Annotated in this window: 26 protein-coding genes and 2 tRNA genes; 17 read left to right on the top strand and 11 right to left on the bottom strand. The window is 38.8% G+C overall.

Going from position 1 to position 25,875, the window contains the following annotated elements; all coding sequences use genetic code 11:
- Position 1: 1 nt before the first annotated feature.
- Genes mltG through ACN19N_RS10290 form a run of 3 tightly spaced genes read left to right on the top strand, consistent with a single transcriptional unit; the run spans position 2 to position 1,969 of the window.
- On the top strand, positions 2-1,072 hold the full coding sequence (gene mltG, locus ACN19N_RS10300; RefSeq protein WP_420001269.1) for an endolytic transglycosylase MltG: 1,071 nt from the start codon (positions 2-4) through the stop codon (positions 1,070-1,072).
- 8 nt (positions 1,073-1,080) lie between these two features.
- Positions 1,081-1,680, top strand: a complete 600-nt coding sequence (gene tmk, locus ACN19N_RS10295) for a dTMP kinase (protein ID WP_269229974.1) — start codon at positions 1,081-1,083, stop codon at positions 1,678-1,680.
- Positions 1,681-1,690: 10 nt separating this feature from the next.
- A complete protein-coding gene (locus ACN19N_RS10290) occupies positions 1,691-1,969 on the top strand; it encodes a DUF7660 family protein (RefSeq protein WP_269229975.1) in 279 nt (92 codons plus the stop codon).
- A 48-nt stretch (positions 1,970-2,017) separates the two neighbouring features.
- Here the strand turns inward: ACN19N_RS10290 and nadB are convergent, their stop codons facing one another.
- On the bottom strand, positions 2,018-3,655 hold the full coding sequence (gene nadB, locus ACN19N_RS10285) for an L-aspartate oxidase (protein WP_269239694.1): 1,638 nt from the start codon (positions 3,653-3,655) through the stop codon (positions 2,018-2,020).
- Between the two features lie 372 nt (positions 3,656-4,027).
- Here nadB and ACN19N_RS10280 point away from each other — a divergent pair, with 372 nt between their 5' ends.
- The 11 genes from ACN19N_RS10280 (at position 4,028) to ACN19N_RS10230 (ending at position 13,351) form a co-directional block, all read left to right on the top strand.
- A complete protein-coding gene (locus tag ACN19N_RS10280) occupies positions 4,028-5,404 on the top strand; it encodes a Do family serine endopeptidase (RefSeq protein WP_005215282.1) in 1,377 nt (458 codons plus the stop codon).
- Positions 5,405-5,519: 115 nt separating this feature from the next.
- Positions 5,520-5,969 (top strand): acyl-CoA thioesterase, encoded by a 450-nt coding sequence (locus tag ACN19N_RS10275; protein ID WP_269238218.1) that lies wholly within the window; start codon positions 5,520-5,522, stop codon positions 5,967-5,969.
- Between the two features lie 157 nt (positions 5,970-6,126).
- On the top strand, positions 6,127-7,944 hold the full coding sequence (lepA, locus tag ACN19N_RS10270) for a translation elongation factor 4 (RefSeq protein WP_269229977.1): 1,818 nt from the start codon (positions 6,127-6,129) through the stop codon (positions 7,942-7,944).
- Positions 7,945-8,013: 69 nt separating this feature from the next.
- Entirely contained in the window at positions 8,014-8,877 is an 864-nt protein-coding gene (lepB, locus tag ACN19N_RS10265) for a signal peptidase I (protein WP_004661246.1), read from the top strand.
- Positions 8,878-8,902: 25 nt separating this feature from the next.
- Positions 8,903-9,280, top strand: coding sequence for a DUF4845 domain-containing protein (locus ACN19N_RS10260; RefSeq protein WP_269238217.1), 378 nt, complete (start codon positions 8,903-8,905; stop codon positions 9,278-9,280).
- A complete protein-coding gene (gene rnc / locus ACN19N_RS10255) occupies positions 9,249-9,944 on the top strand; it encodes a ribonuclease III (RefSeq protein ID WP_249569875.1) in 696 nt (231 codons plus the stop codon). The genes ACN19N_RS10260 and rnc overlap by 32 nt, the downstream gene beginning before the upstream one ends.
- Positions 9,945-9,948: 4 nt before the next feature.
- On the top strand, positions 9,949-10,974 hold the full coding sequence (gene era / locus ACN19N_RS10250; RefSeq protein ID WP_269238216.1) for a GTPase Era: 1,026 nt from the start codon (positions 9,949-9,951) through the stop codon (positions 10,972-10,974).
- Positions 10,975-11,000: 26 nt separating this feature from the next.
- Complete coding sequence (locus ACN19N_RS10245) at positions 11,001-11,198, top strand: NF038104 family lipoprotein (protein ID WP_269229981.1); 198 nt, start codon at positions 11,001-11,003, stop codon at positions 11,196-11,198.
- A gap of 9 nt (positions 11,199-11,207) precedes the next feature.
- A complete protein-coding gene (gene recO / locus ACN19N_RS10240; protein ID WP_269229982.1) occupies positions 11,208-11,915 on the top strand; it encodes a DNA repair protein RecO in 708 nt (235 codons plus the stop codon).
- A gap of 55 nt (positions 11,916-11,970) precedes the next feature.
- On the top strand, positions 11,971-12,699 hold the full coding sequence (gene pdxJ, locus ACN19N_RS10235) for a pyridoxine 5'-phosphate synthase (protein WP_269238215.1): 729 nt from the start codon (positions 11,971-11,973) through the stop codon (positions 12,697-12,699).
- Positions 12,700-12,703: 4 nt separating this feature from the next.
- Positions 12,704-13,351, top strand: coding sequence for a tRNA-(ms[2]io[6]A)-hydroxylase (locus tag ACN19N_RS10230; protein WP_269238214.1), 648 nt, complete (start codon positions 12,704-12,706; stop codon positions 13,349-13,351).
- Positions 13,352-13,396: 45 nt separating this feature from the next.
- On the opposite strand, the gene ACN19N_RS10225 is transcribed toward ACN19N_RS10230, so the two are convergent.
- The 5 genes from ACN19N_RS10225 to ACN19N_RS10205 form a co-directional block, all read right to left on the bottom strand.
- Positions 13,397-13,951 carry a peroxiredoxin family protein gene (locus tag ACN19N_RS10225; protein WP_269229985.1) on the bottom strand — a complete coding sequence of 185 codons (555 nt, stop codon included), beginning with the start codon at positions 13,949-13,951 and terminating at the stop codon, positions 13,397-13,399.
- An 85-nt stretch (positions 13,952-14,036) separates the two neighbouring features.
- Positions 14,037-14,112, bottom strand: a tRNA-Asn gene (locus ACN19N_RS10220).
- A gap of 9 nt (positions 14,113-14,121) precedes the next feature.
- Positions 14,122-14,197, bottom strand: a tRNA-Asn gene (locus tag ACN19N_RS10215).
- Between the two features lie 146 nt (positions 14,198-14,343).
- The gene (locus tag ACN19N_RS10210; protein WP_005202479.1) at positions 14,344-14,970 is read right to left on the bottom strand and encodes a superoxide dismutase; all 627 of its coding nucleotides are present in this window, start codon (positions 14,968-14,970) and stop codon (positions 14,344-14,346) included.
- 144 nt (positions 14,971-15,114) lie between these two features.
- Positions 15,115-15,873, bottom strand: a complete 759-nt coding sequence (locus ACN19N_RS10205) for a Nif3-like dinuclear metal center hexameric protein (protein ID WP_420001268.1) — start codon at positions 15,871-15,873, stop codon at positions 15,115-15,117.
- A gap of 195 nt (positions 15,874-16,068) precedes the next feature.
- Here ACN19N_RS10205 and ACN19N_RS10200 point away from each other — a divergent pair, with 195 nt between their 5' ends.
- Positions 16,069-17,253 carry a S1C family serine protease gene (locus tag ACN19N_RS10200; protein ID WP_269229987.1) on the top strand — a complete coding sequence of 395 codons (1,185 nt, stop codon included), beginning with the start codon at positions 16,069-16,071 and terminating at the stop codon, positions 17,251-17,253.
- Between the two features lie 195 nt (positions 17,254-17,448).
- Here the strand turns inward: ACN19N_RS10200 and ACN19N_RS10195 are convergent, their stop codons facing one another.
- The 4 genes from ACN19N_RS10195 to map form a co-directional block, all read right to left on the bottom strand.
- Positions 17,449-18,663: an alginate export family protein gene (locus tag ACN19N_RS10195; protein ID WP_420001267.1), complete on the bottom strand. Its 1,215-nt coding sequence runs from the start codon at positions 18,661-18,663 to the stop codon at positions 17,449-17,451.
- Positions 18,664-18,753: 90 nt separating this feature from the next.
- Positions 18,754-20,103: an MFS transporter gene (locus ACN19N_RS10190; RefSeq protein ID WP_241307293.1), complete on the bottom strand. Its 1,350-nt coding sequence runs from the start codon at positions 20,101-20,103 to the stop codon at positions 18,754-18,756.
- A gap of 389 nt (positions 20,104-20,492) precedes the next feature.
- On the bottom strand, positions 20,493-21,548 hold the full coding sequence (locus tag ACN19N_RS10185) for an OmpW/AlkL family protein (protein WP_269229989.1): 1,056 nt from the start codon (positions 21,546-21,548) through the stop codon (positions 20,493-20,495).
- Positions 21,549-21,743: 195 nt separating this feature from the next.
- Positions 21,744-22,568 carry a type I methionyl aminopeptidase gene (gene map, locus ACN19N_RS10180; RefSeq protein WP_004661270.1) on the bottom strand — a complete coding sequence of 275 codons (825 nt, stop codon included), beginning with the start codon at positions 22,566-22,568 and terminating at the stop codon, positions 21,744-21,746.
- Between the two features lie 222 nt (positions 22,569-22,790).
- On the opposite strand from map, the gene rpsB reads away from it, so the two are divergent.
- Together rpsB and tsf are read left to right on the top strand one after the other, a co-directional pair.
- Positions 22,791-23,543: a 30S ribosomal protein S2 gene (rpsB, locus tag ACN19N_RS10175; protein ID WP_004661273.1), complete on the top strand. Its 753-nt coding sequence runs from the start codon at positions 22,791-22,793 to the stop codon at positions 23,541-23,543.
- A gap of 137 nt (positions 23,544-23,680) precedes the next feature.
- A complete protein-coding gene (gene tsf / locus ACN19N_RS10170) occupies positions 23,681-24,559 on the top strand; it encodes a translation elongation factor Ts (protein ID WP_004661274.1) in 879 nt (292 codons plus the stop codon).
- Positions 24,560-24,633: 74 nt separating this feature from the next.
- Here tsf and ACN19N_RS10165 read toward each other — a convergent pair whose 3' ends face one another.
- Positions 24,634-25,860, bottom strand: a complete 1,227-nt coding sequence (locus ACN19N_RS10165) for a multifunctional CCA addition/repair protein (RefSeq protein ID WP_420001266.1) — start codon at positions 25,858-25,860, stop codon at positions 24,634-24,636.
- Between the last annotated feature and the right edge of the window lie 15 nt (positions 25,861-25,875).

Below are 25,875 nucleotides of genomic sequence, written 5' to 3'. Positions count from 1 at the left end.
TATGCCAAAGCCACCTGCGACCCCAGCCAAAACAAAGAAAAAGCCAAAAGCTCAACCAAAATCTAAATTTTCTATCAAAGCCTTATTGATTGTAATCGTCGTCTTTCTTTTGCTCGTATTCGGTGTGCTTTGGGCAAGCTTATTTAAGAACTATCCAGTCGAAGGGAAGAAACAAGTTTTAGTCATCTCTTCGGGTGATACTTACTCAAAATTTATTGATCATTTAGCCAAAGAAAACAAAGTCGATTTCCCTATTATTTTAAAGATTTATCAGAAATTTATGATTCATGACAGTTTGAAAGCTGGTGTGTATGAAATCAATAAAGGGATGAGTGTTCGTCAAGTGCTTGATATGTTGTCTGACGCTGAAAATGCACAGATGAATCGTATTTTGGTGATTGAAGGGACAACATTTAAACAATTACTACAAAATTTAAAGAAAGATCCGAATGTTAGCAAGACTATTTTAGATCTACCACAAGACCAATTATTAAACGCTTTAGATATTCCTTATTCACACCCTGAAGGTTTATTTGCACCAGATACTTATTTCTTTGCTAAGGGTGAAACAGATAAAAAAATCTTAACGGATTTATATCGCCGCCAAATGAAATCATTGGATGAAGCTTGGGCAAAAAAAGCACCGAACTTACCATATAACGATAAATACCAAGCTTTAATCATGGCTTCGATTATTGAAAAAGAAACCAGTTTAGATAGCGAACTAGAACAAGTTTCAGGTGTGTTTGTACGTCGTTTAAAAATCGGTATGCGCTTACAAACTGATCCAACTGTAATTTATGGTATGGGGGATAATTATAAGGGGAATATCACGCGTAATGATTTACGAACGCCAACACCTTATAATACTTATACGATCAATGGTTTGCCGCCTACTCCGATTGCATTACCAAGTAAAAAAGCAATTGAAGCAGCGATGCATCCTGATGATGCTCAGAATATTTATTTTGTTGCGACAGGCAATGGTGGGCATAAATTTACAGCTTCTTTAGAAGATCATAATCGTGCAGTTCAAGAATATTTAACTGCATTACGTGCAAAGCAAAAGTAGGATGAATGATGTTTATTAGTTTTGAAGGTACGGAAGGTGTAGGTAAGACGACACTCATCCGTAAAATTCATCAGTACTTTGAACAGCAAGGTAAAGAAGTCGTTTTGACGCGTGAACCGGGTGGAACGCCGTTAGCTGAACAGATTCGCTCTTTATTATTAGCAGTGAATCACGAAGAACAAATGAGTCATGATACTGAGTTGTTATTAATTTATGCAGCACGTGCGCAACATTTACAACAAGTCATTATCCCTGCTTTAAATGCAGGTAAGATCGTTTTAAGTGATCGTTTTACTGATGCAAGCTTTGCTTATCAGTGTTCTGGACGTGGTTTAAGTCAGGAAAAGTTGCAATTGTTAAATCAAACTTTTGTGGCGAAAATGCCGAATATTACCTTTTGGCTAGATGCCCCGATTGAGCTGGGCATGACGCGTGCGAGAGAGCGTGGGGCATTGGATCGTTTTGAGCAAGAGAAATTAAGTTTCTTTGCTAAAGTTCGTGAGGGTTATGAGACTTTGTGGCAAGCAGAACCTGAACGGATGAAGCGTTTGGATGCAACACAGAATGCGGATGTTGTGTTTGAAGATGCTTTGCAATATTTGAAATAGGCCAGTTCTAATGAATAAAGATCATGATAGCTATCATTTAGATAAGGCAATTGATGCGATATCTAGTCATACTGAACTCGCGATTTTTATTAAGAAATTACGTCAGAACTTTATAGATGATCCAAACAATTGGGAGAATATTAATCTGTCTGATTTTCTTGATGCTTTAGCTTCATGGACTGAAGATATGGACGGATATTATAAAAATACAGATCAGGTTGACCGTTTAGCTCAACCTGATTGGAAAACCTTTGCAGAAATGCTTATGGCTGCTCGAATTTATGAATAATTTTGGAGGCTAAAGATGTATAAGTAAGCATCTTTAGCCTTAATTTTATCATTCATTCACCAATGGTTGTTCCACCTTAAAGTTTGGTGGTGTTAGCACTGTCTTGCGAATCTCGTTTGAGAGTTCTGGATAATCCAGCGTGTAATGCAAACCACGAGATTCCTTACGCTCCATCGCACAACGTACAATCATTTCAGAAACTAGAACTAGGTTACGCAACTCAATCAGGTTTTTACTGACACGGTAGCCTTGATAGTATTCGTTAATTTCACGTTTCAGCATTTCGATGCGGTGTAAGGCACGTTGTAAACGTTTAGTGGTGCGAACAATACCCACATAGTTCCACATAGTTGAACGCAATTCATCCCAGTTTTGTAAGATGACAACATCTTCATCGGCATCAGTCACTTGGGATTCATCCCAAGAAGGTACATCTGGAAATTCAAAGCTAATATTATGCTTGCTTTGAATATCTTCTGCTGCACTCATGCCATACACGAAACATTCGAGAAGTGAATTGCTCGCCATACGGTTTGCACCGTGTAAACCTGTATAAGATGTTTCACCAATGGCATATAAACCGTCTAAGTCAGTTTGGCTATGCTCATTTACAACGACACCACCACAGGTATAGTGGGCTGCTGGAACAACAGGAATCATATCTTTGGTAATATCAATGCCAAGTTCGAGTAAGCGTGCGTAAAGCGTAGGGAAGTGCTCAGTGATAAATTCAGGTGATTTATGTGTGATGTCTAACCAAACATGGCGAATACCAAGACGTTTGATTTCATAGTCAATCGCACGTGCAACAATATCACGTGGCGCAAGTTCAGCACGTTCGTCAAGACGTAACATAAAACGTTCACCATCAGGCAAACGTAAATAAGCACCTTCACCACGCATGGCTTCTGTAATCAAGAAGGAACGAGCTTGGGGATGGTATAAGCAAGTTGGATGGAATTGGTTAAATTCCATATTGGCAACACGACAACCAGCTCGATAAGCCATCGCGATACCATCACCGGTTGCAATGTCCGGGTTAGAAGTATAGAGATAAGCTTTCATTGCACCACCACAGGCCAAAGCTGTGAAAGGGGCTAAGAATGTATGAACTTGTTCTGTTTTTTCATTTAATGCATATAAACCAATCGCACGATTATTTTTGTCTTGATGACCAAGCTTATGTAATGTGATGAGGTCAATCGCAATATAATTTTCAAAAATTGTAATATTTTTTCGTTCTTTAGCACGTTCAACAAGCGTGGTTGAAATTGCTTTACCTGTTGCATCAGCAGAATGAATGATACGGCGTTGTGAATGACCACCTTCACGAGTGAGGTGTAATTGCTCATCATCATCTAAAGTGAATTGAACACCTTGCTTCAATAAGAAATCAACAGAAGGCTTGCCACCTTCGACTGTATGTTTCACGGCGTCCAACTCACAAAGATGTCCGCCTGCAATCATAGTGTCATTAATATGTTGTTGAATTGAATCAGTCTCGTCTAAGACCGCAGCAACACCACCTTGAGCATAAAAAGTACTGGCTTCTGTGAGCTCAGCTTTTGCTAAAATGGCAATGTTGTAATGACTCGGTAAAGAGAGTGCAAGACTTAAACCTGCACCGCCACTGCCCACAATTATCACGTCAAAATGGTGAATTGTTTTTAAATCAGGCATGTCGATCTGCTTCAGTTTTAAACGTTCGCTAATGACAACGCTTTTTAACAAAAAAGGCAAGTGCCAATCTGCCTAGAATTGAACGATTTTTTAGCGAATGTAAACAATTTTTACTGATATGAATTGTCAATCACCTTAAAGTCTAACAAGGATAAGTATTCAATACATCATTTTAATCTAATATTAAGCTGCCCACGATAAAACGTTAATAAGCTTATAAATCATGGAGACTTTCTCCATAATTTATTCACATTTCAATATGCTACATCGTTGTATGCATTGAAAATATCAACATATTTTTACGAAGATTACAGTTGGGTTATGATACAAACATAATCTTAATATTCTATAGATCATTAGTACGTAGGTTCTCACTTCATGAAAAGTCGCTATTTACAACAAGGAATGTATGCTGCGGTATTTACGGTTGCTGCTGTACAAGTTAACGCAGCCTCACCAGTAGATTTTTCGAATCTCGTAGAGCAGGTGAGTCCTGCTGTTGTGAGTGTCAATGTTGTAAAAAAGATGACTCAGGAAGAGTTGTTGCAGCAACAAGTGCCTGAAATTTTACGACGTTTTTTTGGTAATCAAGTCATTATTCCTCAACAACAAGGGCCACAAGAAAAAACTGCATACGGTAGTGCGTTTTTTATTAGTAAAGATGGTTATCTCGTTACAAACCACCATGTGATTGAAAATGCGTCTCGTATCAGTATTACTTTAAACGATCGACGTGAACTTGATGCAACTTTGGTGGGGAGTGATGAGCGCACTGATGTTGCTGTGCTTAAAGTAAATGGTGCAAATTTCCCAGAATTAAAAATTGGTAATGTAAACCAGTTAAAAGTTGGTGAGCCTGTTTTAGCAATTGGTTCGCCTTTTGGCTTTGACTATTCTGCTTCAGCAGGGATTGTGAGCGCTAAATCTCGAAATATGAGTGGTGAAACGTCAGTACCGTTCATTCAAACAGATGCTGCATTAAACCCTGGTAACTCAGGTGGTCCGTTATTTAACCAACGTGGTGAAGTGGTTGGTGTGAACTCGCGTATCTTTAGCGGTACTGGCGGTTATATGGGTTTGTCATTCTCGATTCCGATTGATGTCGCGATGGATGTAGTCCAACAGCTGAAAACCAATGGTAAAGTGACTCGTTCTTATCTTGGTGTGATGTTGCAAGATATTGATCGCAACCTTGCAGAAGCGTACAAACTGCCAAAACCAGAAGGTTCACTAATCAATCAAGTTACGCCAAAGTCTCCTGCTGAAAAAGCAGGTTTAAAATCGGGTGATGTGATTTTAAAAATTAATGGTTCTTCTATTTCCCGTACTAGCGATTTGTTAAATGTATTAAATCGCGTAGCACCTAGTCAGACTGTTCAATTAGAAGTATTACGTGACGATAAAGTCCGCACTATTTCAGCAACTTTAGGTACTGCACCAGATGATACGCCAGCCGCTGAGGATAAAAACAATCCAACCAGTGGTCTAGGAATGAGCATTCGTAATTTAACGCCTGAAGAGCAAGCGAAATTGGATGTCCGTGGTGGGATATTGGTGCAGGATGTTAAACGCGGTAGCTTGGCATCATTATCAAACATTGTTGCAGGTGATGTTATCCTTCAAGTTAATGGTACACCTATTTTAAATAGTCAAATGTTTGTAAAAACAATGGCAGCTCTACCAAAAAATAGTGTTGCTCGAGTAGCTATTATTCGCCAAGGTCAGCGTGCAATTTTAGGTTTACGTTTGCCTTAAGTTATTGTTAGTTTTTTTAAAACCACCCTGAAATAGGGTGGTTTTTATTTTGTAATGTATAAGTGTTTAGATTAGTGTATGCGACTGAGCTTGGATTGACGAAATAAGTAGGTTTATGAGTACTATTTTTGATTTGAGAATAACTGTACAACCTGAACATATTGATGTTTTAGGTCATGTCAATAACGTCATGTATATTCAGTGGATGCAAGATGTCGCAGCAGCCCATATCGAAAGATTAGGTTTAGGTCTAGCTCAATATTTAGAACTCAAACATGCAATGGTGGCGGTAGAGCATCATGTTCAGTATCGGAAAGCAGCACTTGAAGGTGAAGAAGTTATCTTGCGGACATGGTTAGATGATATTAATGCGCTCTATTCCTTTCGTCAGTACGCATTTTACCGCCCAAAGGATCAAAGTATTTTATTCGTAGGCAATACCAAATGGGCGTGTATTGAAATTACAACAGGTCGTCCAAAGCGTATGTCACCGAGTTTTACTCATGCCTACCAACCGATTGGATCGGATCTAAATCCGATGAATTTTTCAACTTTATATGAGTAAATCGAAGGGCTGAAATCACCATCTAGAGGCTTTGATGGGGTAATTATTTTGAATACTTTGAAATGCTGTTCTGCTATAATCCCCAACAATTTTGTTAAACCGCTTTGGCTCATGACTTGTCATAAGTTTCGAGCATTCTATTTTGTTAAGGTAACCCATGGCGCAAGCTAAAAAATCCGTAGATATCAAAAATATACGTAATTTCTCGATTATTGCTCACATTGACCATGGTAAATCAACCTTGGCAGATCGATTTATTCAAATGTGCGGTGGCTTACAAGATCGTGAGATGCAAGCTCAAGTATTAGACTCTATGGAGATTGAGCGTGAGCGAGGGATTACCATTAAAGCGGCATCCGTTACTTTGTATTACACGCATCCAAATGGTCAAGAGTATCAATTAAACTTTATTGATACTCCAGGGCACGTCGACTTTTCTTATGAAGTGTCACGTTCTTTGGCGGCATGTGAAGGTGCGCTTTTAGTCGTCGATGCCGCGCAAGGTGTTGAAGCACAATCTGTAGCGAACTGCTATACGGCGATCGAGCAAGGTCTAGAAGTTTTACCGATCTTAAATAAGATTGATTTACCTCAAGCTGAACCTGAGCGTGTCATTCACGAAATTGAAGAAATTATCGGGATTGAAGCAACAGATGCACCGACGTGTTCAGCGAAAACAGGTTTAGGTGTTGAAGGTGTATTAGAGCGTTTAGTCGATGTCATTCCTGCACCAGAAGGTGATCGTGATGCGCCATTACAAGCGTTAATTATCGATTCATGGTTTGATAATTACCTTGGCGTTGTTTCTCTCGTGCGTATCAAGCAAGGTCGTATCCGTAAGGGCGATAAAATGTTGGTGAAGTCTACAGGGCAAGCTCATCCTGTAACGTCTGTGGGTGTATTCAACCCTAAACATACTGAAACCGATATTTTGGAAGCTGGTGAAGTTGGCTTCGTTATTGCTGGGATTAAAGATATTTTTGGTGCGCCTGTAGGTGACACGATTACTTTGTCAAACACACCAGATGTTGCTATTTTACCAGGTTTTAAAAAGGTTAAACCACAGGTCTATGCGGGTCTTTTCCCAATTGATTCAAGTGACTTCGAACCATTCCGTGAAGCACTACAAAAATTACAAATTAACGATTCAGCATTATTCTTTGAACCAGAAAGTTCAGATGCTTTAGGCTTCGGTTTCCGTTGTGGATTCTTGGGCATGCTACATATGGAAATCGTACAAGAGCGTTTAGAGCGTGAGTATGATCTTGATTTGATTAGCTCTGCACCGACAGTAATCTATGAAGCGCTCACCAAAAAAGGTGACATCATTTATATCGACAGCCCGTCGAAAATGCCAGATGGTTCAACAGTTGAAGATTTACGTGAACCGATCGCAGAGTGTCATATTCTTGTGCCACAAGAATATTTAGGTAATGTCATGACCTTGTGTATTGAACGTCGTGGTGTTCAAAAAGATATGAAATTTTTGGGTAATCAAGTTTCAATCACTTTTGAAATTCCTATGGCAGAAGTGGTCATGGATTTCTTTGATAAGTTGAAATCTTGTTCACGTGGTTTTGCATCTTTAGATTACAACTTCGTACGTTTTGAGAGTTCATCATTAGTTAAGGTTGACGTGTTAATTAATAGTGAAAAGGTCGATGCCTTAGCTATGATTTGTCACCGTCAAGATGCGCGTCATCGTGGTATTGCGTTGGTTGAGAAGATGAAAGATTTGATTCCACGCCAAATGTATGATGTTGCAATTCAAGCAGCAATTGGTGCACAAATTATTGCACGCTCTACCGTAAAAGCCATGCGTAAGAACGTATTGGCAAAATGTTATGGTGGTGACGTTTCGCGTAAGAAGAAACTTCTTGCGAAACAAAAAGAAGGTAAGAAACGTATGAAACAAGTAGGAAGTGTTGAAATTCCTCAGGAAGCGTTCTTAGCTGTATTGAAAGTGGATAGATAAAAAGAGAGAGGCTAGGTAAATAAATTTACCTAGCTGCAAAACGAGCAGCTAGGCTGCGGGAGAGGGCGTGTGGATTTTGATTTTAATTTGATTCTGGTACCAGTTACACTGATTTTTTTTCTAGTGTGGCTACTCGATAAATTTGTACTAAAACAACGTGCAAATAAAGGGCGTGATCAGGAAAATTTTGTTATAACGTGGGCATATGATTTTTGGCCCGTGTTAGCAGTAGTCTTAATCCTTCGTTCTTTCTTATATGAACCATTTAATATTCCATCTGATTCTATGGTGCCCACCTTGGAAACAGGTGATTTTATTTTAGTAAATAAATTTGATTATGGTGTGCGCTTACCGATTGTAAATGCAAAAGTAATTGATGTAGGTGAGCCAAAACGTGGTGAAGTCATCGTATTTCGTTATCCACCCCAACCAACCATTAGCTATATTAAGCGCGTAGTGGGTTTGCCAGGCGATCACATTCAGTTTAAGGCTGGTCAATTAATTATTAACGGAAAGCAAATTGCTAAAGTAGCAACTGAATTTAAACGTGATAAAGATCAATTAGAAACTCCTACAGTTTATTACTTTAAAGAAACATTAGGTGAACACCAGCATTTAATTCGTTATTTAGATGGTCGTAATCCTTTAGCAGAACAATTTCAATTTGCAAAGTTACGTGGAGCTGATGCACTCGTTCCATTTGTTGCCAAAGAAAATAATGTTTTTATTCAAAGTAATGGGCAGGATTGGGAAGTAACTGTGCCAAAAGGACAGTATTTTGCAATGGGTGATAATCGAGATCAAAGTGCGGACAGTCGTTTTTGGGGATTTGTCCCTGAAGCAAATTTAACAGGTCGTGCTTTTTATGTTTGGATGCATAAAGAACCTGGTTTTAACCTGCCAAGTTTCAATCGTAATGGTAAGATTAACTAAATAAAAATACATAGGAAGTATAAAGATGCGTAAATCTCAACAAGGGGCATCCTATATCGCGATATTATTCGGAGTGATTTTTTTTGCTATTACCGTTAAAGCAGTCATTGCAATTTGGCCTGCCTATTGGGATGACAAAATTATTGATAATCAGATAATAGCTTTGTTGAAAGAAAGTCCTGGAAATATTACACCAAGTAAATTTTATACTCAGATGGATCAACGTTTAGAGATGAATAATATTCGTGATATACATTTCAAGGATATTGCTGAAGTTACTTATAAAGATGATTTAGTTGTAATGAAAAAGTATGAAGTGCGGAAGCCTTTCATGCTGAATATTAGTTTAGTGATGAATTTTGAGAAGACTTTTGACCAAAAATCTGCAAACCAAACTCAATGATACACGGCTGCAAGGTCGAATAGGTTACCAGTTTAAACAGTTTGAATTGTTAAAACTGGCTTTGACCCATCGCTCGGTCAGCCATAAACATAATTATGAACGCCTAGAATTTCTAGGCGATGCATTATTAGGAATGATCGTTGCAAATTATTTGTACAATACCTATCCGTTGGAAAATGAAGGTCGTTTAACGCGAATGCGTGCGACTTTGGTTCGACAGGAAGCATTAGGAAAAATCGCAAATGATTTGCAACTCAGTCGGTCATTAATTTTAAGCACTGGCGAGTTAAAATCAGGTGGACATCACCGTGAATCGATTTTGGCTGATACGGTTGAAGCCATTATTGGTGCTATTTATTTAGACAGTAATGATCTCAACTTGCTCGAACGCATTGTGTTAAAATGGTATGAGCCATATCTTGATCATATCGAACCGACAGATCAACTGAAAGACCCTAAATCACGTTTGCAAGAGTATTTACAAGCACGTAAAAAACCTCTCCCAGTTTACGAGGTTGTAGATATTCAGGGTGATGCCCCTAATCAACATTTCAAAGTGGAATGTGATGTAGCGGGATTGCCAAAAATTATAGGCGAGGGCTCAAGTCGTCGTTTTGCCGAACAAACGGCAGCGGCAGAGATTTTAAAATTATTGGAGCAATAACCTGATGTCTCATTCAGAAGAAAATAAGCCAGAAGCAACTGAACAGCAAGATGGCAATAATCTAATTGATCAATTTTTTAGTTCTCAAGGAACAACAATTCCTTCAGATTTTAAAAGCGGTTTTGTTGCAATTGTTGGTCGCCCAAACGTGGGTAAGTCAACTTTGATGAATCATATCCTAGGTCAAAAACTATCGATTACTTCACGTAAACCACAAACCACACGTCATAAGATCGTGGGGATTGATTCACGTGAGAAATCACAGGCGGTATTTGTAGATACGCCTGGGATGCATAAGAAAGAAGTACGTGCCATCAATAAGATGATGAACCGTGCCGCACATTCTGCATTGCGTGATGTGAACTTGGTTTTATTTGTGGTTGATGCACAAAAGTGGACTCAAAACGATGAATTGGTTTTGGAAAAGCTTAAAAATGCAGAGATGCCTGTGATCCTCGTGATCAATAAGCTAGATACTTTCGAAAATAAAAATGAAGCTTTACCGCTGATTCGAGAGCGTGCCAAGCTCATGAATTTTGCTGAAATTGTTCCAGTTTCAGCATTGCGTGGTGCGAATTTAGATCATTTACGTGACACGATTGAAAAATATCTGCCGTATCAACCACCTTTGTATTCATTAGATCAGATTACTGATCGTTCTGAGCGTTTCCTTGCGAGTGAAATCATTCGTGAGAAAATTATGCGTCAGTTAGGTGAAGAACTGCCATATGATTTAACGGTTCAAATTGAATCATTTAAAACTGAAGAAGAAGCCGTAAATGAAAAAACAGGTCGTTTAAAGCCGCCATGTACATATATTGATGCGACCATTTTTGTAGAACGCCAAGGGCAAAAAGCAATTGTGATTGGCGACAAGGGTGCGAAGTTGAAAAGCATTGGCATGGATGCACGTACAGACATGGAAAAAATGTTTGAGCAAAAAATTATGCTAACGCTTTGGGTGAAAGTCAAAGGTGGTTGGTCTGATGATGAGCGTGCACTCAAAAGCTTGGGTTATAGCGATATTTAATCGCATTTAAGATAACGGAAACAGGTATGAAAACAACAATTCGTATATTCGCGATTGTGACATGTGTATTCATGTTACAAGGCTGTATTCACAAGCTTGTGACTGTACCTGTTAAAGTTGCTTATAAGACCACTAAAGGTGTTGTTAAAGGAACTGCTGCGGTTGTTGGCGCAGTGATTCCCGATGGCGATGATGAAGAAAAGGATGAGAAAAAGAAGGACTAGTCTCGTACTATGATGCGCAATGAAGTCCTACATGGTTATTTGATTCATCATCGTAAATATCGTGAAAAAAGCCATATTGTGCATTTATTTACACAAGAATATGGGCGGGTGGATGGGATTCTAAGACAGACCCCACCGCCGCAATATCAGCCTATTCGTCTGCAAGCCACAGGCAAATCTGAACTAAAAAACTTTACAAAACTGGAAATTCTGAATCAACCTGTATTTTTTCATGGTGATGCATTTTTTGCCGGTTTTTATTTAAATGAAATTCTATTGCGACTATGTCCCTTAGAAGAGATGATGCCGCAAACATTTGAACAATATCAGTTGATTTTAGTGCTATTACAGCAATTGGCGACACACGAACAAGCTGCTGTATTTCTTCGGCAGATTTTGCGTCAATTTGAGCATGTATTATTGGTGGAACTTGGCTACGCTATTGATTTCTCAACAGATGCGAGTCAACAAGACATTCAGGTCAACCAGCATTATCAATTTCAGCTCAATGATGGCTTTCTGCCAGTTTCACAAGCCTCGCGTTCAACACTTGATGGTATGTTGATTGCTTCAATGCAAAGTTATGAAGATGGGCAGGATTTTTCTCACGAACAATTGCAATTATTGGGTAAACTATACCGTCAAATGATTAGCTCCTTGTTGGGTGATCGACCGCTCAAAAGCCGTCAACTTTGGATTCAAAGTACACAAACTTGATATTCCTGATGTATTGAAAATAATGATTCAGGGCTAAACCGATAGGATATTTTTTATGGCTGCAATCTTAGGTGTAAACATTGATCATGTTGCGACATTAAGACAAGCACGTGGTACAACTTACCCTGATCCAGTTCAGGCTGCTTTGTTGTGTGAACAGGCTGGTGCTGAGGGGATTACTTTACATTTGCGTGAAGATCGCCGTCATATACAAGATGATGATGTACGTCGTATGCGTCCATTATTAAAAACACGTATGAATTTGGAATTGGCGGTAACTGATGAAATGGTTGCGTTTGCCAAAGAGATTCAACCTCAGCATGTTTGCTTTGTACCTGAGCGTCGTCAAGAAGTGACCACGGAAGGTGGATTGGATGTGATTGGGCATTTTGAAAAAGTGAAGGCGGCAACTGAAGCACTGAAAGCGATTGGCAGTGATGTGTCTTTGTTTATCGATGCAGATTTGGCACAAATTGACGCAGCTGTCGCATGTGGTGCACCCACCATTGAAATCCATACGGGTGCTTATGCTGATGCCGAGACAGATGAGCAGCAACAAGCTGAATTGGCTCGTATTATCAAAGGTGCTGAATATGCAGCAGCTAAAGGTTTGGTTGTCAATGCTGGGCATGGTTTGAATTTGGATAATGTGGCAGCAATTGCAGCAATTCCAGAAATTTATGAACTCAACATTGGTCATTCGATTATTGCTGATAGTGTATTCGTTGGTCTGGCTCAAGCAGTAACAGATATGAAAGCAGCGATTCAGGCTGCTGCGAGATAAGTTGATGAGTAGTGTAAATTATGATGAGTTGATGCAGCCTGTAATCGAGTTTTTGGGTTGTAGTACTCCACAAGCATGGTTGGATGAAGCTGTTAATAATCTTGATGTATTAATGCAAGATCATGCTAACTGTGAGAAAAAAGCGGCAAGTACTGCCATGAATTTGATGTTCCGCTATAGCTTTTTTACAGATCTGCAAGTGAAATTGGCGCAATTGGTGCGTGAAGAAATGCTGCATTATGAGCAGGTTTTGGAATTCATGAACAAACGTGGCCAAGAGTGGAAGGGTTTGAGTGCAGGGCGCTATGCAGGTGGATTGCGTAAAGAAATCCGGACCTATGAGCCTGAAGCATTGATTGATGTTATGATTATTGGCGCATTTGTCGAAGCACGCTCGTGTGAACGCTTCTATGCGCTGGCACCTGTTGTAGACGATGAGCTGGGGCGTTACTACCGCTACTTACTTAAGTCTGAATCTCGTCATTTTGAGGACTATTTGGCTTTAGCTTTAGATGTTGCAAAAACGGCGAAACTTAAAGATCCAGAAGAGACGATCCAGCAACGGATTGAGCATATTCGTGCAGTGGAAAAGAATCTAATTTTAACGCCAGATGATACTTTCCGTTTTCATAGCGGTGTGCCTAGTCGCTAAACACGCCATTTTTGCATAAATCAATTAAACACGATGTGTTGTAGACTACTTAGGGTTCTGATCAGCATTTAAAAATTTATAAATATTTTCAAATGGAATGTGGTCGCTAGCATCAGAACCGTAATATGTTTCAATAATATAACCTTGCTCATCAATTAAAAAATCTGCTGGCATAATATCACTTGGATTTTGTAGATTCTTTTTTAAACCCTCAGCCCCAATTATTTTGATGCCTAAAACCCATGAGACGAAATGTCGAAAAACGCTATAAGCAGAGCGTGCCATTGATCGTTCAATACCATAAGCTTGATAGGCGATATTTTCAGGATCGGCGACGATCGTAAAAGGGCGAGGGCGTTTTCTTACAAATTCATTGACTTCTTCATGTGTTGATGAAAAAAATGCAATGATTTCTAAGCCTTCATCCGAAAGTTTTTTATAATGTTGTGTTAATTGGAAAATTCTAAAATTACAAAAAGGACAGTTTGTATCACGAAAAAATGCAAGTAAAGTGCGTTTACCTGAGTCTAGTCGAACTACTCTGCCATAGCTATCTATAAGTTGAAATTTTGGTGCAGTTTCTGGCGATATAAGACGCATTATGATAAGACCATATATTTTTAAAGGTATGCATTGTGTTTAATATAAAAAAAACCCATATCAATGATATGGGTTTTTAGAATCTTGGCTCTTCCACCTGGGCTCGAACCAGGGACCTGCGGATTAACAGTCCGTCGCTCTACCGACTGAGCTATGGAAGAATAGTAGATTGGCTCTCCAACCTGGGCTCGAACCAGGGACCTGCGGATTAACAGTCCGTCGCTCTACCGACTGAGCTATTGGAGAATCTGATGCGCATTTTAGGGGTGAATTTCAGATGCGTCAATAAGAATAATAAATAAAATGAATCGTTTGCTTGATAAATATGCTTTTTAATTTTTAATTATAAAAAAACTGCCCGAAGTGGGCAGTTTTTATTCAAGAAATAAAAATTATTTCTCAACACCTGCTGGTTGACCAGCAAGTTTTGCATTTGCATAGTCCCAGTTCACTAGGCTTTCTAGGAAAGTTGCGATGTACTTTGGACGTAAGTTACGGAAGTCAATGTAGTAAGCATGTTCCCAAACGTCGATTGTTAATACTGCAACTTGACCATGAGCAAGCGGAGTATCTGCGTTTGCAGTTTTAGTAATTGATAATTTACCATTTACTTCATCAGCAACTAACCAAGCCCAACCTGAGCCAAATTGAGTTGTTGCAGCAGCAGTAAATTCTTCAGCAAATTTTTCATAGCTACCAAAAGCTTCTTCGATTTTAGCTGCGATTGCGCCAGTTGGTTTACCACCACCATTTGGCTTCATGCTGTTCCAGTAGAATGTGTGGTTCCATACTTGTGCAGCATTGTTAAAGATACCTGCTTTAGAAGCATCACCAGCAGAAGCTTTGATGATTTCTTCTAAAGATTTACCTTCAAGGTCAGTGCCTTTGATTAGGTTGTTTAAGTTAACAACATAAGTATTGTGATGTTTATCGTGATGGTATTCTAAAGTTTCGCGAGTAATATGCGGAGCTAAGTCATCATAGCCATACGGAAGTGCAGGTAAAGTAATGGTTGTCATGTTCCAATCCTTGCAATTGCTGGGTTTTACGTTAAGTGGCTCTATTGTAAATGATTCCAAAGATAATAGGGCAGTCTTTTAAAGAACGATATACAATAAAGGTTCAATTAAAAACGATAAATAAAATCGGATTCGTCAATTCTATTAAATCGGATTATTTAGTTCGAAATAGATAGTTTCTACAGCAAACTGATTTGTAATTGCTTGAGCAAGGCGTTGTACGCCATATCGTTCAGTTGCATGATGACCACAGGCAAAATAATGAACCCCTAATTCTTTGGCTTCATAAAAAGTACGCTCACTGACTTCGCCAGAAATATAAGCATCACAATCTTTTTCTGCTGCTTTATTGATAAAATCTTGAGCGCCGCCTGTGCAAAATCCTACTTTTTGGATTTGAGTTTTCTCACTCGGCAAATGAATCACATTAAAATCAAAAATAGCCTGTAACTTTGCTTTGAATTGTTCAGGTCTAAGTGCATGCTCTAAATAAGCAATGTTTCCAATCGGATATTTTTCAGATGAATCTAATGCTTCTAAGTTTTTTAAACCGATTAAATCAGCAATCGCTGCATTATTTCCGAGTACTGGGTGTGCATCTAAAGGTAAATGGTAGGCGATCAAAGAGATATTGTTCTGAATTAATTTTTTGATTCGATTACCACGCATACCTGTAATAGGGTAGGCTTCACCTTTCCAAAAGTAACCATGATGGACAAGTAAGGCATCTGCTTGCTGCGCAATAGCTGCATTAATTGCATCTTCTGAGGCTGTAACAGCACAGACTATTTTATTTACCTCAGGCGTGCCTTCAATTTGTAAGCCATTGGGTGCGTAATCTTTAAACTCACTAACTTTTAGGGTTTGATTACACCATTGCACAATATCATGCAAATTTGCCATGCGATTCCTCAACTGAATGACATTTATAGATTCAGATTAATAAAAGCATATTTTTAAATGTAACTAAAGCTAGACAAAACTTTTTTAACTTTTACATTGCTTTAAATCAATTTACTTTACAATAACTGAAAGTTGTTGTTCTTCTTCAATAAATAAACTTGTCCATAACATAATTTTGCCTAGAGGATAATAAACGTGCGCCGTGCATTTACATGGTTACCTTGGGTTTTACTCGTTGTTGTTATATTTAGTTTTCTGGCTTGGCAGAAATCACATCAGCCGAAACCAACAGTCGCTGCTGATGGCGTCAAAATGCCTGCTGAAAAGGTTGAACCTCTGATTGATACAACTCGAACAGGTGGTGTTGTTTCGTATAGTGCTGCCGTAAAAGTTGCTGCGCCTGCTGTGGTGAATATCTTTACCACTCAGAAAGTGAAACAGATGAATCATCCTTTGTTGAGTGATCCTGTATTTCGTGAATTTTTTGGTAATCAAGCCCCTCAACAGCCTCAAAATGAAAATAGTTTAGGTTCAGGTGTTATCGTTCGTGCAGATGGTTATATTCTAACGAATAACCATGTGATTGCTCAGGCAGAGCATATTGTGGTGGCATTGCATGATGGTCGTCGTGCTGAAGCGAAAGTCATTGGTACAGATCCTGATACTGATTTAGCTGTGATTAAAATTGAGTTAGACAAGCTTCCTGTTCTACCGTTTAAACTCAGTGGTAATGAAGTTGGCGATGTTGTACTTGCAATTGGTAATCCATTTGGCGTGGGACAAACAGTTACGCAAGGGATTATTTCGGCGACAGGTCGTTCAGATTTAGGTATCAATACCTATGAAGACTTTATTCAAACTGATGCGGCGATTAATCCTGGTAATTCAGGCGGTGCATTAATTGATGTTGCGGGGAATTTAATCGGCGTAAACACTGCGATTTTCTCTCAATCAGGCGGTTCATTAGGGATTGGTTTTGCAATTCCAGCGAAAATTTGTCAGCAAGTATTAAATTCAATTTTGAAAGATGGTCGTGTTGTTCGTGGTTGGTTAGGTATTAGCTTAATTCCTAATACGATGGATGAGGACGTATTGACTGCGAAACCTGTTGGAGTCGTTGTTGCTGATGTCTTGCGTGATGGTCCAGCAGATGCGGCAGGTGTAAAACGCGGCGATAAAATTATTCAAGTCAATAATGAGCAAATTACTTCAGCCTCACATTTAATCAACTATGTTGCACTGCAAGCACCACAAAGTGTAATTGATCTGGTGATTGAACGAGATGGTAAGCAACAGAGCATGCAAGTAAAAGTTGGAGAGAGAAAAACCCAACTAAATGCGCAGTCGCAATATATCCCATTGCCTAAGCCTCAAGACTAATATGATCTTATGATTTAATGTGAATATGAAAGGCTACACAGGTAGCCTTTTTATTTATGAAAAGAAAAAAGCTTGCTGATAAAGGTCGATCAGCAAGCTTTTTGCAAATTTTGGAGTTTTTTATTTTTCATTACATCATCGAAATTTGATGATTTGATGACAGTTTTTTTATAATTAAATTACAACGACTCAATATCAGTATTTATAATCCATTTGCAGCCATAACTTTTGAGTATCTACAGAAAACTCTTCCGCTTGATAATCTGAGAATTTTGCTAGGGCAGACAAACCTTTAATAGGCAAAGCATGAGAATAAGAAATAGAGAATTCTTGACCATAATCCATATTTTTTTCATCACTACGATATTGATGTAGTTCAGTGCCTAATTTACCTTTACCAAATACATTAAAACTTGATGAAATGTACAAATCAGTCAAACCATTCACAGGCGTTGTCAAGAATAAGTCAGCCCATCCGTTAAACTTATGTTTAGTCGCCAATGGGGTTTGAAATGCAATTTTTCCATCATCACTACCAAGCACTTCATAGCCAAGTGCGATTTCACCCAGTGCTGAGCCTTTATCCGTGATGCTATAACCTAATTCTAATGCATAATAATCTGCATCATAATTTATAGGTTGCTCAGCATATTCACTTTGTTTGGCATATTCAGCAACGTATCTAAAATTGTTTTTCTTACCTGTTAAGCGTAAGCCATAGGTTTGATTTGACCAAGCACTTAAATCCTCGAAATCCATCAAATACCCATATATTGTTGCGTTTAACAATGGGTTGTAATTCATTTTAGTTTGAATTAAATGAATTTGACTGTTTTGTTTACCATCTTGGGCTGCTACAAATTTAGGTTTTGCATCTTCACTACCAAAAATAGTATTGACCTGATCAATATAGGCATAATACAAACCAAACTCTTTGCAAGGTTTAATATTTAAACTAATCGCATCAAAGGTTTGATCATTTTGACGCCAAGCTACGGAGCCTACAAAGCGCTGATTATCTAAATTAATAGCTTGACGACCAATACTTAAATCAAACTTTGGACTATAAGCATATTTTAAATAAGCTTGATTCAATTGTAGGTTTTGAGGATCAGGGACTGTACTGTAGTTTGTTTCAGCATTACGTGTACTATTGAAATGATCATTAATTTCGACAGTGCCTTCTCCTTGTACAAATGCACTTAAGCCATTCCAAGAGCCAGTTTCAAGTGAAGGGCGTAGTCTCAAAGTCCAAGCATCAGCATTTTTTAGTTGGTTATCTTGGTCAACCAATTCGTAACGCAGGCGACTATCGAGAGAAAATTTAGTTTGGCTTAGAAAGTTATCTGCGGCAAATGTAGCTGTTGATAAAATGCTGAGCATAGCAAAGCTAAGAAGATTCAATTTCATATTGAGACCCCTGAGAGATTATAATTTCTGGATTTAATTTAGATATTGTGCAGGGGAAAGGTAAGTTTCCCCGCACTAAGTGAATGATGATTAAGAGGTGACAGAGTTGCGTTCAAGCACAGCTTGGTCAAACAGTTGTTGTTCTTTCGTTTTATGTTCTACAGAGAAGCGGATGAGAATGACACCGAAAGCGGCCACAGTTACAAGACCACCTAAAATCATGAGGCAAGTTTGAACATCTAGTAAGCCTTTAAGTAGGAAGCCTGCTGCAACCGCACCAACATTACCACCAGCACCAATAATGCCCGCCACACCACCAAGTGCATTACGGTCAATGAAAGGAACTAAAGCATAAGTTGCTCCGCAAGACATATGCGTGAATAGCGCGAAGACAGTCATACTGATAATAGCAAGAGCTACAGTATTCATTTGTGAGAAGAGAATGAGGAACAAGCCTTCACATAAGATAAGAATAAATAATACTTTTGTACGACCATCTAAACCTTTTGAAATCGCAACTTTATCTGAAACAATTCCACCTAAAGCACGAGCGAATAAGGCAAGTAGACCAAAGATACCCGCAGTTAAACCTGCTTCTTTTAAACCCATGTTGAAGTGGTCGACATAGTACATTGCCGCAATGTTATGAATGAAGATTTCAATACCGAAACATGCTGCGTAAGAAACAAATAGAATCCAAACACGATAGTTACGAGCAGCTTGCATCAAGATAGCAACACCACCTTTCTTACCACTACCAACTTCTACGCCATTCGCACGTAATTCTTTAAAATCACCTTGAGGACAGTCTTGTGTAAGTTTCCAATAAAGTACACCAACAATTACCATCATAATGCCTGGTACAAGCAGCGCAATTCTCCAACCCATTGCTTGTTCAACGCCAAACATCACAATTGCACCGAGAATTAATGGCATGATTGCTTGTGTTGCACCTCCCCCCGCATTTCCCCAACCTGCAGAAGCAGCATTGGCTGTGCCGACGACATTCGGTGCAAACATGACACTGGTGTGATATTGGGTGATGACAAAGCTCGCACCAATTGCACCGATTAAGAGACGGAAGAATAGGAAAGATTCGTAGGTATTTGCAGCAGCAACACCGAAAACAGGGATACTACCTAGAATTAAAAGTGCAGTATACGTTTTACGAGGGCCATATTTATCACATAATGGACCAACAATGAGTCGGATCAGAATTGTGATTGCAACCGCAGCGATATTGATGTTTGCGATTTGGTCTTTGGTTAGATTAAATTCACCTTTGATGACTGGCATTAATGGTGCACAAGCAAACCAAGCGAAGAAACATACAAAGAATGCGAGCCAAGTCATATGAAAAGCACGCATGGCAGGCGTTGAAAAGCTAAATAATTTTATTTCAGTTGCTTTCTTCGCATTTAGATTCATTTTTGAAGACATAACCTTCCCCTGAACTGAACGAAATATATTTTTGTTATGCAATATTTCTGCATACACAAACCGAACAGAACGGACTTCATTGGCCGCCAGCAAATTTTTATGAATCGTCGTTGATTCATGATGATTTCTACTAGCAAGGAGTGTGCCAAGGAGTAAATTTGATCAAAATTTAAAATTAACTCTATAATTATTAATATATAATTATATTTACAATATTATTTGTATTGATGGATGCTATTTATCAATGAATCTCATATGCTTTATTGATATTCATGTTTCTTCATTATTTCGAAAATGATTGCAATTGGTGCATGTTTTTTATGCATGATGATTTAAAAGGTGGCGATAAATAAAAAAAACAGCCGAAGCTGTTTTTTTTAAAGTTTTGTCTAAAAACGATAGCCAACGCCTAAATAAGTAATGAGTGGATCTATATCAATTTTAGTATTTGCTTGGATCAACTCTTTACCTGTATTGCGGTCAGTCACATAGATTTTTGCTTCATTATTCATTTTTGAATAAGAAACTGATCCAACGGCAAACCAATTCGGATTGAAATCATAAGTTGCGCCTACTGTGACAATCGGAGCAAAAGTATCAGTCGCTTCCAATTTGACAATAGGATCTGCTGATGATGTCTTACCATCTAAGGCAGCTCCTGCTTTGCCGTCATGGATATTTTGGATCATGTGGCCAGCTTTTACTAAATCAGATTCTATGCCTGAGTTCATTTTAAGATCATTAAAATAAGCATACATCACACCTGCGCCAACGTAAGGTCGGAATTTATTCACGCCTGATTTACCAAACTGGTAATGGAGTTCTACCGCAGGTAGCCAAGCACGTGCAGTTGCTGCTTTGCCTCCTTGGGTCAGATCTGTGATGTGAAGATCCTGTTTTAAGTCAATATCACCTAAAATAGTACTTGCTGATCCACTCAATGGTGCATATATGTCACCTTTTCCTTTAATATCAACTTTTGGAGGAATTCCTGCCTTAATTTCTAGAGATAAATTATCAGTAAAGTGATAATTCGCCATAATACCGACGGTATCTACATTGTCCGCTTCTAAACCTGTACCTTGGCTTTGCCAGTTGGATAATCCTTTAATGGTAGCTGTACCTGTTGCAAGACCCGATACAGTATCGGTTGGCCATAAATTAATCGCGTCGTAAACGATTGGATTGGAATCTTTGACTGCTGCATCTAGTACGGCTTGTTTAGACACATCACCTACTTTAGATTGTGTTCCCTCAGCTACAGTCGTATTGATATTAATAGGATTTGCAGAACCTTGTGGCATGGCATGTAACCAACCAGCCGAAAGAGAGAAACGTTTGAAACCATCACCATCTTTTAAACTAAAATAAGGTGACTCCGCAAAGCTCATAGTGGGTAGGGTTGCAGCAATACCTATAGCAACACAAAGGATGTGTTTTTTCATAGTGAGGACTCCATGTCCGATTTATAAGGAACTTTTTATTCCACTTAAAATAAACCATTTTTACTAAATGGTTTGTTTAGTTAAAATTTATAATTGTTATGCTTATGAAGACTTTTGTTTGATTTAGATGAATTGATGAAGAAATTATGAATATGAAAAAAAGCTACCGAAGTAGCTTTTATTTAACGAAATAAATTACATAAAACGAGATAAATCTTCTTCAGGGCGAGCAGTAAGTACTTCGATGCCTGTTTCTGTTACCAAAATGGTATGTTCATACTGAGCTGAAAGCTTGTGGTCTTTAGTAACGACAGTCCATTTGTCACCTAAAAGTTTTGTTTGCCAAACCCCTGCATTGACCATTGGCTCAATGGTAAAGGTCATGCCTGCTTCTAAGCGCATACCCGTACCTTTCTGACCATAGTGTAAAACTTGTGGTTCATCATGGAAGACATTGCCAATACCATGACCACAATATTCACGGACAACACTAAAACGTTCAGACTCAACATATTGTTGGATTGCATGTCCAATATCGCCAAGATAAGAGCCGTGTTTAACCGTAGCCATACCACGATACATGGCTTCTTGTGCAACTTGGCAGAGACGATTCGCAAGAATAGAAGTCTCTCCACCAACGATATACATCATGTTGGTATCGCCGTGATAACCATCTTTAATGACTGTTACATCAATATTGAGAATATCACCATTTTTTAAAACTTTACTTTCAGAGGGAATACCATGACAAACGACATGGTTAACCGAAGTACAAATCGAATGTTGAAATGCTGGGCGACCAGGTGCAGCGCCATAGCCAACACATGCTGGAATTGCTTGTTGTACATTTTCAATGTGATTACGACAAATTGTATCAAGTTCTAGGGTATTTACGCCTGCTTTAATATACGGCTTAATCATGTCTAAAATTTCAGCCGCCAGTTTTCCTGCAACACGCATCTTTTCAATTTCTTCGGGCGTTTTGATTAATCGACGAGGAGCTGTATAAGTCGTGTTCATGATCTCTAAAAACTTTTGGTAATTTACAAGCGTCTATGGTATAAATAGCCGCCTATTTTATCAAATGCTTTTCGTGACAATTTTGCTTATAAAAGTTGTGCGAAAAATTGATGAATAGTTATCAAAAATCCGCACATATATCGACACATTACTCTGGGTGCCTAGCAATAGGTGGAGAATGCGGATATATGGAGGCCTAACCCAAACTTTAAGGTAAAGAAAATGGCAGATTACAACGTAAGCATGCGCGACCTTCTTCAAGCAGGCGCACACTTTGGTCACCAAACTCGTTTTTGGAACCCAAAAATGCGTCAATATATTTTCGGCGCGCGTAACAAAATTCACATCATCAACCTTGAGCACACTGTTCCTGCGTTAAATGATGCTTTGAACTTTGTTAACAATCTTGCAAGCAAAAAGAACAAAGTATTGTTCGTTGGTACTAAACGTGCTGCTTCTAACATCATCCGTGAACAAGCTCAACGTGCTGGTCAACCTTATGTAGATCACCGTTGGTTAGGTGGTATGTTGACGAACTGGAAAACACTTCGCCAATCTATCAACCGTTTAAAAGATCTTCAAACTCAATCTCAAGATGGTACTTTTGCTAAGCTTACTAAACGTGAAGCTTTAGAGCGTACTCGTGAGATGGAAAAACTTGAACGTGCTTTAGGCGGCGTTAAAAACATGGGTGGTTTACCTGACGCATTATTTGTAATCGACGTTGATCACGAAGCGATTGCAATCAAAGAAGCGAAAAACTTAGGTATTCCTGTAATCGGTATCGTTGATACAAACTCTAACCCAGATAACGTTGATTATGTTATTCCTGGTAATGACGATGCGATCCGTGCAGTAACTTTATATGCATCAGCTATGGCAAATGCAATTCTTGCTGGTAAAGAATATGCTCAATCACAAGCGAATGCACAAGCTAAAGGCGATGACGCTGCAAAAGACGCTTCTGAGGCTTAATGCGGTTTGACGCAAGCTTGTCATTTTTGCGACATGTAATGGTGGCAAATTAAGCGTCGAGATTGCAAACGGTCCAGAGTTTCTTTGGGCCGTTTTTGTTGAACAGATTTATTTTCTACCGATTTTAGGAGATCAACATGACTGCAATTACTGCAAGCATGGTAAAAGAATTACGTGACCGTACTGGTCTTGCAATGATGGAATGCAAAAAAGCATTAACAGAAGCAGGCGGTGACATTGAACTTGCGATTGATAACCTTCGTAAATCAGGTCAAGCAAAAGCTGCTAAAAAAGCAGGTAACATTGCTGCTGATGGTGCGATCACTATCATCCAAAACGGTAATAAAGCAATTCTTGTTGAAGTTAACTGTCAAACTGACTTCGTTGCTAAAGACGAAAACTTCAAAAACTTCTCTGATAAAGTTGCTGCTGCTGCACTTGCTGCAAATGAAACTGATGCTGCAAAAATTGCTGAACTTAAGCTTGAAGATGGCGCAACTGTAGAAGAAGCTCGTGTTGCACTTGTTCAAAAAATTGGTGAAAACATTCAAGTTCGTCGTGCTCAAATCGTTGAAGGCGAAAACTTGGCTGTTTATAAGCACGGTTTAAAAATCGGTGTTGTTGTTTCTTACACAGGTGATGCTGACACTGGTAAAGGTATTGCAATGCACGTTGCTGCGTTCAACCCAGTTGCTGTAAATGCTGAATCAGTTTCTGCTGACTTGATCGCTAAAGAGAAAGAAATTGCTGAAGCGAAAGCATTAGAATCTGGTAAGCCTGCAAACATCGTTGAGAAAATGGTGACTGGTTCAGTTGAAAAATACTTGAACGAAGTTGCGCTTGATCGTCAAATGTATGTTATCGACAACGACAAGAAAGTTGCTGACGTATTAAAAGCAACGGGTACTGTTGTAGCTCAATTCGTTCGCTTCGAAGTAGGTGAAGGTATTGAGAAGAAAGCTGAAATGAGCTTTGCTGACGAAGTTGCTGCTGCTCAAGCTGCTGCTGCTCAATAATTTATATTGAATCAGTAAAAGTTAAAAAACCCAGTCATTACGACTGGGTTTTTATTTATGTTAATTTTTTAAAACTATTCGCCATACTGTGCTTTAAATTTTGCTAAGGCTTCAATTCGATACTGAATCAGCATTTCACCAATTTCTGCACCTTGAATATGTTCAGGTAAATCCTGTGCTCTAATATTCCGAACAATCTCCATGGCATCCAAAATATACTGTGCTTGTGGGTAAGGGCGATCTTCTAAACCTAATCGACCTTTAGCATCACATTCACAAGCTTGCACAAAAGCAATGACTTTTTCTGGTTTTCGTAAAACATCCAAGCGCTGTAGTAAACGCCATACAGTACCAGGTTTCAAATTTTTGATTTGATGGCATTTCAGATGTTCTTTGCAAACAATCAAAGCTAAATTTTTAAGATATGTGGGAACTTTCAAGCGTTCACAAACGTTTGTAACGGGTTCTAATCCACGTTCCTCATGCATGATATGCCGTGGTAATTCCTCAGTTGGGGTAAGTGCTTTCCCTAAATCATGCACCAAGACAGCAAAACGTACATCTAGTCCATAGTTGGCTTGACAAGCTTGTTTTACCGACATTAATGTATGAATACCGCAGTCTATTTCAGGGTGGTACTCTGGGCGTTGTGGAATACCGAATAACGCATCTATCTCAGGAAACAGTACTTTTAGCGCATCACAATCTCTTAACGTTTGAAAATAGATATCGGCATGATCTTCCATCAATGCACGAGAAGTCTCTTTCCATACACGTTCAGGTGTTAAAGCATTCAGTTCCCCTGAATTGGCAATCCTTTTCATTAATTGCAAAGTTTCTTCTGCAATTTCAAATCCATAACTGGCATAACGAGCAGCGAAGCGAGCAACACGTAGCACACGTAAGGGATCTTCTGTAAATGCATCTGAAACATGGCGTAGGATTTTCTGATCAAGATCTTTTTGACCACCATATGGATCATAAACTTGTCCAGTTTCATCCATTGCCATTGCATTAATCGTTAAGTCACGGCGAATTAAATCTTCTTCTAATTTAACAGTGGTATCAGTAAAAAATTGGAATCCGTGATAGCCAATGCCTGATTTTCTTTCAGTACGTGCTAGTGCATATTCTTCTTTTGTTTTTGGATGAAGAAATACAGGAAAATCCTTTCCAACGGGTTGGTAGCCTTCAGATAATAATTGTTCAGGTGTTGCTCCAACCACAACATAATCTTTTTCATGATAGGGGCGACCGAGTAAATGATCTCGAACAGCACCGCCTACTAAATAAACTTGCATAAAAAACCTCTATTC

The organism is Acinetobacter sp. LF10, assembly GCF_048585715.1.
Taxonomy (GTDB): domain Bacteria; phylum Pseudomonadota; class Gammaproteobacteria; order Pseudomonadales; family Moraxellaceae; genus Acinetobacter.
This window is presented reverse-complemented; position numbering and strand designations above follow the sequence as displayed.